Source organism: Providencia sp. R33, assembly GCF_019343475.1.
Taxonomy (GTDB): domain Bacteria; phylum Pseudomonadota; class Gammaproteobacteria; order Enterobacterales; family Enterobacteriaceae; genus Providencia.
In genome coordinates, this window is sequence record NZ_CP072453.1 from 1,486,283 (window position 1) to 1,500,381 (window position 14,099).

Annotated in this window: 8 protein-coding genes; all 8 read right to left on the minus strand. The window is 34.9% G+C overall.

The genetic code is table 11. The features are described from left to right. Window positions 1-42 precede the first annotated feature (42 nt). Window positions 43-7,200 (minus strand): neuraminidase-like domain-containing protein, encoded by a 7,158-nt coding sequence (locus J6836_RS06935; protein ID WP_219247954.1) that lies wholly within the window; start codon window positions 7,198-7,200, stop codon window positions 43-45. A 469-nt stretch (window positions 7,201-7,669) separates the two neighbouring features. Beyond that, window positions 7,670-8,443, minus strand: coding sequence for a prepilin peptidase (locus J6836_RS06940; RefSeq protein WP_219247956.1), 774 nt, complete (start codon window positions 8,441-8,443; stop codon window positions 7,670-7,672). A gap of 58 nt (window positions 8,444-8,501) precedes the next feature. Further along, the gene (locus J6836_RS06945; RefSeq protein ID WP_219247958.1) at window positions 8,502-9,701 is read right to left on the minus strand and encodes a hypothetical protein; all 1,200 of its coding nucleotides are present in this window, start codon (window positions 9,699-9,701) and stop codon (window positions 8,502-8,504) included. A gap of 12 nt (window positions 9,702-9,713) precedes the next feature. Further along, window positions 9,714-10,742 carry a type II secretion system F family protein gene (locus J6836_RS06950; RefSeq protein ID WP_219247959.1) on the minus strand — a complete coding sequence of 343 codons (1,029 nt, stop codon included), beginning with the start codon at window positions 10,740-10,742 and terminating at the stop codon, window positions 9,714-9,716. After that, window positions 10,726-12,270, minus strand: coding sequence for an ATPase, T2SS/T4P/T4SS family (locus tag J6836_RS06955; RefSeq protein WP_219247961.1), 1,545 nt, complete (start codon window positions 12,268-12,270; stop codon window positions 10,726-10,728). Before J6836_RS06955 ends, J6836_RS06950 begins: the two co-directional genes overlap by 17 nt. Window position 12,271: 1 nt before the next feature. Further along, window positions 12,272-12,787, minus strand: a complete 516-nt coding sequence (locus tag J6836_RS06960; RefSeq protein ID WP_219247963.1) for a hypothetical protein — start codon at window positions 12,785-12,787, stop codon at window positions 12,272-12,274. Continuing rightward, the gene (locus tag J6836_RS06965) at window positions 12,775-13,593 is read right to left on the minus strand and encodes a hypothetical protein (RefSeq protein WP_219247965.1); all 819 of its coding nucleotides are present in this window, start codon (window positions 13,591-13,593) and stop codon (window positions 12,775-12,777) included. The genes J6836_RS06960 and J6836_RS06965 overlap by 13 nt, the downstream gene beginning before the upstream one ends. A 10-nt stretch (window positions 13,594-13,603) precedes the next feature. Continuing rightward, window positions 13,604-13,999 carry a hypothetical protein gene (locus tag J6836_RS06970; RefSeq protein WP_219247968.1) on the minus strand — a complete coding sequence of 132 codons (396 nt, stop codon included), beginning with the start codon at window positions 13,997-13,999 and terminating at the stop codon, window positions 13,604-13,606. Window positions 14,000-14,099 lie beyond the last annotated feature (100 nt).

The following is a 14,099-nucleotide window of genomic DNA, read 5'->3' on the forward strand; positions in this document are numbered from 1 at the left end:
TATTTTCCTGACAGGCAGTTTCCTGCCTGTGCTTCCATGAGATTAATGACGTATGCCGTAGTGAAAATGCAAAATAATATTACTTAAGCTCAAAAGTAATAGTTTTTGCTTTCCTGTTGCATTGGGAAAACTGAGAGTGAAAATCCCGCTATCATCAATAGGAATACCTTCGAAAGGTAGAAATTGGGGATCATCAAAGTTGAGTTGGAATTGACCACTATCATTGATACCGTGGGAAAGCGCGATAGTATTACAGCCTCTTGGTACGATAAGGCTACTACTGTAATTCAGCACTGCTTGAATATCTTGGTAAGGCCCCATTAACATTGGAAGGGACACGCTGATTTGTTTAATTCGACGAATATTACCTAGGTTATCTGGGTAATCATTTTTTATATTAAAATCAGCAAGTTTAAACGCACTCATTAAAATACCATTACGCTCGAGGGTTAATCCATTTTCTCGAGTCCCCACCCATCCTTCTCCCTTTATCAAGAGGTTTTTTACTTCATCGGCTAAGATGAAGTTGTTACCATCAGGTTGTGAGGAATACCATTGAGCCAACGAAATTGTGCGCGTCACCTCCATTGGGCGACTTTCTTGTTTGATGTATGCCTCATCCATTTGAGTCAAATTTAAGGCAAGATTTTCGCCTGCGAGTAACCCCGCATAATTGCTATTCCATGCGCCAGGTTTGATAAATGAAGCATCTCTTTGGTTACTTTCCCAACGAAAAGCCTCTTGCGCCATTAAGCAACGCGACAAGGTTAAGTCATAAAATTGGTAATAAATTGAAGATAAACAACCACGTAGCCAATTATACATTGCTTTATTGCTAAATTTACGTTGTATAAATTCAAGTTGAGCTTGCGTATGTCCCCTTTGCATTTCTAAATAGTGTTTTTGTAACATTGCCGATTTGTGTCGGATCCCCAACATATCAAGCTGTGCATCTATTTGCCGTAGCTCGTTCTCTGCATTATCTTTATGGATCTCCCATTCTTGGCGTCTTCGTCGATAATTTTCATTATAACTAAGGCGTTCCGCTGAAATTCGCGTAGCATGTGAACTCATTTCGGTACTAATGGCTAATGCATTGAAAATAGCGCCACTTTCACCACCGCCAACTGCTAAGCCATAAATATTGGGGATCATATTCATCATCGCCGCCGCCATACGCAATGCTTCGCAACTGACGGCCGTAATGGATGATGATAAAAAAAGATCCATTGCCAATTGCTCACCCACATTCACATTTTCATCATAAAGCTCGGTGTAACTATTGAAACGTTGTAGCGCCCCTTGACGATTGGCTTGTAGGACTTTTTCATCAGCTTCAATTTCGGCTATAGTCGATTCTTGTAATGCAATCGAAATTTGCGAAAGATCACGTGCTTGTAGTTGCAACATTTCGGCAAGTGCTTCACTATCCTGTCGTTCAATAATCCCCTGCAGCATGCTGCCAAATTGAACCAATTGACTGACTAATCCGCGAGCGTTATTTAATGTGACAGAAAAACGTTGTAGGGGTAACTGTGCTTTCGGTAATGTTCCACCACCATGTGATGAGGCAATATTGGCACTTTTTAATACATCCGGGGAAATAGGTTCTGCATACAGAGGTAAATACAATGGCTGCCCATCAATTGAAAGATTATGCCGTAAGTTATATAACCGTAATTCTAATAACTTCCAATAACCTTCGAGCTTAGTATTAACCTGTGGATAGAAACATGCCGTCTGCCGACCTACGCTTTCTGGTAATCGACGCGATATACCATTTTGCTGAATTTGAATGAGATCATCATGATAATTTTTAATGCGTTGCTGTTCTGCGGCTGCGCCTAAACTAATATCCACCCATTTATCCGCTTTATGCGGAACATAAGGCTTGTCCCCAAGTAAACTGAGCGCATTGGTATACCACATTTTAGCTTCATTCAGTGTATCTCTTTCCAGTTGCCGATAAGCGGTATCCCCACGCGCAATCAACAGATCAAGCATTTTCATAAATGTGGTTATTTTATAATGCATTGGGTCATTCAGTGCGATTGCATCAGGATCCGTGGTGTCAACAGCTGATGCGCTCCAGACAATACTTTCTTCAAGTGGTCGGCAATTCCAATGATAAGGTGCTTTGTTTCCTTGCCATGTCTGGTACCCCATTGGGTTCCAAATATATTTGAGCCAGACAAGCGATTGGTCAAATTGGTTTTCTTGCAACAATCGGGAACAAACCATGGCAGGTAAGTAGTAGAACATCTCCCAAAAATACAAGGAATTAGCGCCATCAAAATCCATTGGCTCGAAGTGATTTTTTAGTAATTCAACTTGAATCGATTCGTTTTCATCTGGCGTATAGCGAGCAAGAGACAGGCGGTTATTTACGGCAGAAACCGCAAATACACCAATGAGCGAAATGCCACTCTGGCTTTGGAAATGCAATTGCAAGGTTAATTCGGGATTACTTGGAAAATCAATAATATCATTGAATGGTGATGATTTTTGGCTCAGAGGGACAAAGAGGACAACATTTGTATCAATATCGTTCAATTTTCCCTGCCAAAACAATGTCATAGAAGAAGCACCTGACCCAATAAGTAATTTAGCGGCTCGTGAATTTCCATGCAGTTTAGCGTCGTATTTAGGTACGGTGACACGAACGTAATCTCCATTCCCCATTTGTGGTTCAGGCAAATACTGCGTGTCCATCGTTAAAATCTGATCGATGCCCTTATTCGCTTTTGTAATTAATTGCTGTGCAAATAACGTATTGATTCGAATTCGGTGTACATCACGCTGTAAATATTGGGAAGAACTTTCCGTTTTACATAGGCTGATAACATCAAGCTCAATGCCTTGCCGCTGAACTTTAAAATTAAAATACTGAACACCTAATAAACGGCCTTCAATAGCTAAAGCACGAAACTCAATATTAACAGTCAGTGTATTATTAATAAATTCTGAAGTTGGGATCTCGATGTTCAAACCATTAAAATGATATAGCATTTCTTCAAGGCTAAAATTTGGAAAATCATCTACATAATCAATTGCTTCGAAACGTTTTCTGATTGTTCCCACCGTAATAATAATATAAACATTTCGAGGGTTTATCTGAGTATTAATTTCATAGCACCCCTTTGTTATCGATTTATTATTTGCAGAATCAGAAACAAGGAGGGAAGAAATGGTTGTTGTATCATTTAAAAAATAATCTAATCTGTAGTGCTCTTCATAGGGTGGAATTGATAAATTAGCCCCTGCTATCCCCGTTGAATAATTGTAAGAGTTGGCAGCACTTGGGTTATTAAGTAAAATTTTTTGCGTGAACTCAGCTTTATCTTTTGCAAAATGGACCACGTTATAAAGTGGCTTACCCGCTAAAGTATGCTGATAAAAAATAACAAATTCACTTGGGGTATGATTGTAATATTTTTTCATCATATTACATTGTTCGTATTGGCGAGCCCCAACCCCTCGATAAGTGATACGTAAGTGAGCATCTAAAGTCAGCATAATTGAGCCAATTTCAGCCTCAACAATACTGACATTACTCAGTCCCCCGCCATCCAACATCGTTAAATCATCGTAGCCATATTTATTATAAGTTTGATTAAGTTCCAATTTGTCATATAGATAATTGTTTTGTGTTGTTTTTTTTATCAATCGTTGGCTTTTTAAAGTATCGAAGTCATTATAAACTCTGAGGGAGATATTTTTTAAATCTTGGCTACTCATCTGCTTAGTTGCCATATTCGGGTAAATAAATAAACCTGAAGCAAGGGGGAGTATTTCTGCTGTGTAAAATTCTTTTTTTTCATAAAAAAGAACAGTTATTGTGTCTTGTTCTAGCTCGTCAACGGTATTGCTATACAAAGAGCAATAGAAGCCAACATGATATAAATTTTCTGCTAAAAAAGTATTTATTGCACTATCAATATTAAAGGTGTTAATTCCACCCCATGTCCCATTATAATTTAACTTACTGATTTTTAATACATAGCTATCTATTGGTTGATTATTACTGTTAGTTTGCTTCTCTTTTTCTACCCAAGCGATGTGCAACCTAGAATTAAAAATAAACGGCCGTACCCAGTCTTGGACAGCATTGACCCCCATCTGAATGAGTTTCCATTCACTCCAAGCATTTGCTGGAAATTTACCATCATCCTTAAACTGGCCTTGGTCAACACTGCGCCAATAAAACTCACTAGAATCGGGGGAATTTCCGATAAGATAAGTAAGCCCATTATCGAAATTAATATTATCGTGGTAACCGCTGACAATATTTAAATTCGCGATTTGTTCAAATTGGCTCAGATAAGAGTTAAACGCGGTTTCTAGCGTATCGGGGGTCAAATTGCTCTGGCTAATATCTTGTAGCATGCCATCCATCATCTGCGTTTGACCAATTCGCATTGTTGGATCTAGGTAGTTTTCAGGGTAATACAGTAATTGAGAGCACCCCGCCCAAGTACTGTATCTCGCATTATATTTGTCCCAATTTATAAAAAATGGTTGGCCTATTACACCACTTTCCGTTTTTCCCTCTAGACCATTGAGTGCCCGATAGATATACAATTGTAACGATGCAATCGTTTCTGCAATTCTCGATGTTGTCACTGTAGCTGAAACTTGATTATCAATTAATAAGTAATAATAAACATCATCACGAGTTAGTAACGAAATTGGAGCCACTTTTAAACGATAATATGTGCTTAATGCACTTCCCCACTGTTCATCTAATTGATGATAAACCGTTTCATTATCGAATTGATTCAAAGCACCTTGAATAAGGTAGCGTTGTACAGACCAAGTAGAGTAGTCTTTATTAGGATCATAAGATAATTCGAGAAGCTGAACTAAACCATCAGGTGTGATATTGAGTTGTTTTGATACATTAAGTAATTGTATCGCTATTGAAACTTGATCCCAGTGCCCCAAATAGGTTCGTTCTTGTAATGCTAAAGTGGCATCCTCACTGTGTCGAACTCCAACCTGCCTAGCGAGCATCATTGCTTGCCCAACTTTTGCCACATCCTCTTGTAAACTATTCGCTAAGATCTCAGCGGATAATTGTTGATGATTTAATGCGGTAAGCACATCATTTGAGAACTTATCAGAACCGTTAACCCATTGATGAAACTGTGTTAATTGTAATAGTATTTCGGCCGTTAGCCCTAATTCTGACAAATTCGATATCAATAATGATGGTTTTTTAATAACCAACTCTAACTCTTCTTCACTTATGTAAATCTGATTAATAATAATGGCCAACTGCGCTAACGTTTGTGTAAATGCAATAACATCAACCCGCTCAGCATCTGTCAGGTATTGTTTTTGAATTAATTGCCAGAATTTATCTGTTGTTTGTCCATTGGGCTTTATCTGGTTAACCCAGTGCAAGCATAATTCGGAAATATAATTAGAACTTAAAGATAATGTTGAGACAAAAAATGGTGCCATCCATATGACAAGCGCCTCCCCCTGTAAATTAGGTGCAGCACCAATGCCATTTAATAAGGTTTGCTGTAAATCATCGAGAGCGGGAGTCCAAACTGTACTCGTGGTATCGCCTACCATAATAAATAACTGATAAACGTTCCAATTTTGCCCCGCTAGCCATAACGTGATTTTCGATACATATTGTATAATTTCATGTAATTGCTCATTGTCGAGCGCATAGAGTGGCACTTCCCGATAAGCAGATAACTGCAATACAATCTCGAGTTCATTAATCGTTAATGAATGAGCACGTGCAAGCAACACGATTCGGTATAAGTCTGATAGATTTTCCCTGGTATTACTAAACGCATCAGAGCCATCTCTACTCCCCATTTGATGAAGTAACCATAAGCCCGCATCATCAACTTTAAAACTGCGTTTTAATACTGACCGATGAAAGCTTTCGCTATGGAATAGCTTATCTGGATGGACTGTCATTAATTGCCCATCAAGTTCAAATCGTTTCCCATCAAGTAATGGCGTATTAAATAAAAGATCAAACTGACTAGTTTGCAATGAGGTTGAATTTACGCCAATCATCGCATTCGTCAAAATTAAGGCTTCTGACAGTGTTAAAGTATTTTGCAGCAAAAATATTTTGGCATTCGCAATTTGGTAAATAATATTGGGAGTTAGTCTATCAATGGGTAAATCTGTATTAAGAACCAAGATTGCCATGTCTTGTAGCGTTAATTCTGTCGCCCTAAATAACCTAACCATTTTATTTAAATAGAGAAGAAATAATGCAGTATAGTTACCATCATCACCTATTTCAGAAAAACCACAGCTTAGACGCGTCATGTCTATTAAGGCTGCAATTTCATCTGTGGAGGCTTGATAATAGCGAGACAACTGAGCAATAGATGACAAATCAGACTCACTGATGCCCTCAAAATTGTTATCGTAAAGAGCAATAATTTCTTTTTCGTCTTCAGTGATTTCTTCAGTCAAAATGGCAAAACCTTCTGGAGGAAGATTTAAACTAAGGGCAGTTAATTTTTGCGCTGTTAATAGCTGATTTAAAAATGGGGAACTTTTGATTGCTTTTAAATGGGGATCTTGCTGAAGTATTCCTAGGCGAACAGTATTATAAGCGTGGTGATAAGGTAAATCTCCTCCTTGCCGACAAGATGATAATTTTTCTTCAATTTTATCAGGTGGTTCAACCATAATACATGAAATTGCATGAACCAGTATTTCATTTGCATACACGAGTGTAGAAGTTTCAATGTCCATATTATCTTGAGATAACAATATATTACTTATATCTGGCCGCCTGTTCCCCAAACTGTACACGGACTCTATATCATGAATGGGCAGCGCTTCACGATAAAGCTCAGTTAAATAAGCTGCGGGAGAAAATATAGAAGAAACAGAGCCCTCAGAAACAAAATTACTAGACCGCTCAGGAAATGTATCAATATAACTGTATTTTTCAATGATTGAGTTTGCATTCAATGATAACAAAGCGGATGTTTGAGGGTTAATACGTGATAATAGTTGTGACTCAAATAGCCTGTTTTCATTATATTTTTTCTGTGCTAGCTCATATAATTTTACGATCTCATTTCTATTTAAAATATGGCTGAATTGCTCATGTAACTGCTCTTGGGACATTAGCATTATCTCTGCTAATGACAAGGACTCCGGACATATTTTATTAACTTTATTTGAAATCATCTCAAATGATGGCATTAAACGCTCCTTACTCAGTACGGTTTCATAGTCTCAATATATAGAAAATCAATAAGACACTACTTTAATAACCACCAAGTAGGTAACACTCTTATGATCTATTAAATTACTTCTAATTTAATTTCATAAGGAAAATAATAAATTATTTTTTTTAATGCACATACATATTAAATAGAATAGCAATGTATATTATTTCAATATAAATAATCCAAAAAAATAGGGGGTGACTAACACCCCCTTAAATAGCGAATCATGAAAATGAAAGTAAATATTACTTACAATGAAAATATAACTCAAAACAATTTAATAAACAATCATAAAAATATAATTATCAAGTAGAACAACATAATCAACAATCAAAAACACAATTAAATATATTGATTCAATATAGATAATATATAAATCTCACCTCTTAGCACATTAATATAAGTTGGAAGTAATTATAATCAATAAAAATCAGATACTTAAACTAAATTATTTCATTGTAAAAATACAGTAACAAAACAGCCAAGCAGATAGCTGGGCCGAAAGGTATATGATATTTCTCATCTATTTTATAATAGACTGCGTACTTTCCTCTATCAGGTACATAATTAAAACATTTAACTGTAAAAAATATCAATAATCCAAATAGTGCAGAAAACAAAATTAACCAATGTATTTGTACAACACCTATAAATGATGCACATGCAGAAAATAATTTAGCATCCCCATCTCCCATTCCCTCTTTGCCAGTTGCCCACTTAAATAATTTCATGACACTTTTAATCAATAGCCAAATAATAATGCAGCCTAAAACTGCATGGGTTGGAGAAACGCTTGTCCAATTCATAACTGAGCCAAGTAAACCCAGCCAAATCAACAAATAATTAAGTTCGTCGGGAATAATATACCACTTTAAGTCAATAAAAATGATAGCATAACAAATACTAAATAGTCCTAAGAACAAAATTAACGGCATGAGTGCACAGCTTGGATAAAAAGCCCAAATAAGACCCGAAAAAATAACACCAAAAATAAACTCAGAGAATGGATATACTTTTGATATTTTGTTGTAACAATGCCTGCACTTTCCACTTAAAATAAACCAACTAATAATAGGTATATTGTCACGTTTATAAACCTTGTTTTTACAATGAGGGCAATGTGACGAAGGAAAACTTAGTGTCATGGTTTCACTCTCACCACAATTAAAAACCATGACGGGTAAACGATAAATGACGACATTAATAAAACTACCCACACAGCACCCTACCATAAGGGCCAAAATAGTATAAAAATAATGAATAAAATTATACATACTAATTACATATATCTAAAACAGAGCCATCCCGTCTATACTGATCTTCATCGATATAAACATTATTATACGCATTGATACTACCTCTAAAGTAAGTCTGTACATAATTTTTATAACCAAATTCGTGAAGATTATTTTCAATCAAATCAAGGTTCGCATAAATAAAATCGACTTTTCTTAGATTAAGGTCATAACCCGGAAATTTCTCACCTCTTTCGATACCATGAAATAGACTTGGAAAGTTGACATTTAAAGCCCCAAAGGCATCTCTAGCAACTCGATATTGTTTAGAGTAATTGGTATTTTCGACAAGATTCCTAATGTCTGGGATCCGACTCCAATTTGCTGCTAATGTATATTTTTCACCTAAAGACATACTTACTTTTGCACTTAGGTTTGCTAAATACTGAACATGCAGATCAGGGTCAACAGCGGTAGAATAATTTCCACCATTTTCTTTATCCCAACCAGACATTTCTACGTTACTGAGCTCTAATATCGGTGGATCCATTGATTTCGGATTGTAGCCAGATTTAGCAGTCCAAGTAAATGCAACAAAAGCAGTTATATTTGAGATTTCAGGTCTAGGCGGTGAGTTTTTATCCTCAACTTTTATCTTCAAACTTTTTATAGAACGCGTTGGCAACCAAATAATTTCATCCGGTTGCCTCACGCCGTACTCTCCGAATTGTACGCCTGGTCTATACTTAATAATATAAAAGTAACGTGATTTTAGATATTCTACTTGGCTATAATAAGGCTCAAATTTCCTTTTATGATCTAATTTACTAGTACCTCCTAATCCAGCATCCGCAACACTCATTCCATTCATAAATCGAGCACTTAGTGGAAATTGTGAAACAGAATGGCCTGATGACCCATCACCAAAGCTAGGTTTTCCTGGCCAATTAACTTCAGTGTCGCCAAAAAAGCTTGCAAATTTTAAGGGCACCCCTCTTTCTTTTTCTGTCCAATAAATAGCTTCGATTGTCACTAAAACTCGATTCTTGTATATTGATGTTATACCAAAATCTCTGAGTGTCGAAATTACGATAGGTAATGGTGTTGAAGAGTTTGCACAGACCATAGCCGCCGGGTTGGTTGGCCCAGAGCCATCGATATATTTAATGCCTTTTGTTGATGCACCAATCGCAATCGACGGAAGTAATAACATAGTTAAATATAATTTTTTAAATTTCATCTTATATACCTATTACATTTGCGACATTTTTGATAGTTGATCGGATAGCGAAAATAAAGCAATAAAGATCCAAATGACGCAACCACCCAATATTAATGTTGATAATGACTTCAAAAGTGCCGCTAACTTATCCATCTTATCATTAATATTGACTTTAGATTTTTCTGATACTGATGTTAAAACCTCATGAAATGAAGGTAGTGCTGAATATAAACTAATATTTAATAATTCGTGAACATTTAATAATCCTGTATTGAGCGCATCTCCATAATTCATTCCTTTAGCCATATTGATTTGCATAATTTTAATATGAAACTTTAACCACCGATTTGCATTTAAACTCAATATAGTTAAAGCATCATTAATCGGTATTTTGTTTTTAAGCATGCCAGATAGACTATTCAAAACAATGGAAGCATTTAGTTGTTTAAATGTTGAAAATGGGATGATCTTATCAACAAATTTATCACGAATTAAACCTGTTAAATTCGCCATGATGATACGAACAATCACGGTCACTATGATTAAAAAAATAAGCATATATATCCATAATCCATCATATAATGCTAATCCAAACTTATACAGAGAGCTAGTGACTGCAGGCCAACGACTTACGGGCAAAACACGCTCAAAAGCTGGGAAAACTTTCAATGAATACCCTGCAATAACAATCAATGATAAAACAAGCATAATCATTGGAAATGTCATCGATTTAATGACTTTGGCCATTAATTGATCTTTATATTTGATAACGTCAATAATACTCGTAAAGCCATTTGCCAATGCTCCACTTTTTTCTGCGGCATAAATTAAACTCAATTCATTTTTAGGCACCATACCATCAAAAACGGAAGCGATAGATTCCTTATTTGCCATTTTATCTAATAGGAAGTTCAATTTTTTCAAAAACCCTTTTCCAATGACCGTTCCTCCTTCTTTTTTTAATTTTATAATCGAGTCATATAGTGGAAGATTAGAATTAATCATATCTGCACAAAATTGATATAAATATAATCGCTGAGACTTAGTGAATTTTTTCAAAAATTATCTCCAGATCTTCGGGTGGGACAACACCAAATTCATGAGTAAACCAGTGGTAACAAACTTTATTATCAATAACCAATAGCATTGTTTTCTCTTTTATTTGAAAACCCTCACCAATTCCCTTTCCTATAAAGCGTTTTTTTCGCCAATATACGTATGCTTCAAGCCAATTATTTTTAGCAATGGCGGATAACTCATCAATTGAAGGACGCATATATTCAATCACTAATTTTCGCCCGCTAATGCCTGTATTATTACAATGCTTGCAGCCATCACGATTAATAACGGAAACATCTTTTTGATATTTACCCAAAACCACAGTTTCCGTTTTTTTACAATGAGAACATAAAAGAGGCATTAATTTTTGGCATTGTAACCCAGCTATAAAACCAGGCGTACAAAGTTTATCACCAGCGATCCCTAAAGCAGATAACCGTTGTAATAAAGTGACAATACTTCCCGCATGTACTGTTGTGAAACAATAGTGGCCACTTTCAACGGCGCCGGATAACGCATTAGCTGAAATTTTGTCACGAATTTCCCCTATCATTAGAACATCAGGGTCACGTCGTAATGCAGACTTTATCGCTGAGTGAAACCCCCCTCCGTCGACATCTAATACTGAGCTTTGCTTTGTTCCATAGATATAATATTCAACAGGATCTTCGACCGTTAAAAAGCAACCTTTATTATTAAAGCGGTTTATTTGTAGCCATTCCATCACTGTTTTAAGTGTTGTCGATTTTCCTGAACCTGTTGTACCAGCAATAAAATATGCACCGTAGGGGTTACTCAAAATTGTTTTAATATCATCGATTTCAATTTCTGACAGCCCTGTGTTTTCAAGTCTAGGGTTTGGATTAGTATCAATAGATGCAGGAATTATCCGCAGAACACAGTGATAACAATCACTGCTTTCGCCAAAAATTGGAAAATGTGCATATCTAAAACGGTATTTTTTACCTTGTAAATCATAAAGGATATTTGCACTTTGTGGTTGTTGACGATTCCATGTTGTTTCTTTAGTAGTCGCCTCAACGTTATACAATACAAAGACGAGTTCATCACAACTTGCTGATGTCATTTGCGAATAGAGAATTAAAGAGCCATTGACTCTAAATTCAATTTTAGAAATAACATCTCCCCGAGTGATATGCAAATCACTCGCTCCCGTATCTACTGCTATTTGTAATAAGCTTTCGAGTTCTTTTTGCACGTGGCTTGTTTCAAGTAAAATATTATTACTTGTTGCACGCGTGACATTTTCGATTATTTGATAATACTGAGCTTCACTGCTTAGCATAAACCCGTTAATTTTCTTTTTATATACAGACATTGCATAATGCAAGTCCATATAATGGTTTGCTAGACTGTTAATATCAAACTTATTAATAATAAGATATTTTTTATTATTATAATTAACCGTAACTAAGTCTTTTTCTAATATGTTGAATTGACATTTTTCTATCGCCTTTATACCATTTTCTATGTTATTTAAACAAATAAAGTCAACAGGTAAATTCATTTCATTCAATAACTCTATATTGTTGATTTTTTAGGACAACACGATAACGCATCCCATTCATTCTAAATGGCATATTTTCTGTCGTAAAAGTTACTTGCCTATTTTCAGGATTTAAGACACCTATTTTTTTCACGCCTGCGACATGAGAGATCATAATCACTTTAGGCTTTTCTGTAGGTTTAATTGGTGCATCCATTAGCTCAGTGATTTTTTGTTCATAAGCTTCGTTTTCAGGTTCATTCATGACTGGTTTATTTTGAATAACAGGTTCATTGAGCAATTCATTAACTTCTTTAAGCTCTTTTTTTAATTTTGCCAATGTGATTTGATTTTCAATATTTAGTTTTTCAGATTCAAACTTAAGGTTATTTTGCATTAAGTCAATAATATTTTTTTGTTCAATAGAGAGCGCAGGTGTTTCTGATTCTGTTACTCCTAAATTTTCAGCCTGCTCTTCTGCAAAAACACTTTGGCTACTTATAATAAGGATAATAAATGAAAAAACTATCTTGTACATGTGAAAACTCCTGTTACTTTAATATTGTTGCTATCTAGTTTTTCTATCGACTTGAAAATGTAAAAATTAATATAGGGTTGTCTTTCAAGGATTTTTTCTATTTTCAATGGGTTTTCTGGTAAGACCATCTCAAACTTTGAAAATAGAAGATTGTGGCTATTTTCAAAGTTTGGGTATTTTTGTTCTAAATTAACTACTGATGAAGATGGAAGTTCAACAAGCGTTATTCTATCATTAACATAGTGTTTAGATGAATTAAATGCATATATGTAATTAATATAGTCATTACATAAAGGAACATTATAATCAACCTTATTGATAATATTATCTATGATTTGATCATCTTTGTGGTTAATATTTAATCCAGAAAATTCAATGCTATCAGAGCTTATTGTTCCATCATAATTCTCATTAAAAAATGTTTTTTCTTGAACATTAAATATCGCACCAGGCTTTAACTTATATAAAAAATTACATCCATTAGTATCACAATTAAACATATCTTCGGAATAACCGCTGAGAGTAAAAGCATAGCGACTTACCATAATTTGTTCAAGTATGTTGATTAAACCATGAAATTGATACCCATGTGATTGATTAGTATAAAAATCGGATATTTTTTTCTTTTCATTTATAACTAATTGCTGTTTTTGATATTCTCGTTTTTCTTCCTCAATTTTTTTTTGATATATATAGTAAGCTCCAACAGATATCATGATAAAAATCATCATCAAAATTATAGAAATAAACATACTTTTAGATTTAAGCAGACCATGCTCACGCCAGCCAGAAAGAATATCTTTCATATCAATAGCCTTAGTATAGAAAAAATACAAAAATAAACATAGTAAATAAAAAAACAGAAACTGATATTGCCGTGTATATTTTTAATGATTTTACACGATACTTTTTCCCCTGATTTTTATATTCTTCATAGATAGCATTAAAAATTTCATTATTTATTACTGTAATGTTTAATGACCCGTATTCAGAGTTTTCTTTTTCACTTAGCAAGTAAGCTAACATACTCTCAGTGATGATGGTATCTGAAGGAGATATAACACAATCATCTTTAATACAAATTAAATAGTAATTCGTTATGCCATTTTCAGTAACTGGTGCATAAAAAAAACCGTCACCATACAATCCTTTTATATACAATGCTAAAATTTCATGAACCTTAACATGCCTTGGAAATAAAACTTCCTTCATTCCACTTTGTGTTTGGTAACGTATTTTTTATATCTCTTCTTCGTTGATTCTAACCAGAACCGATGGCGATGCTCATCAACTTTATAAGAATCAATCCATA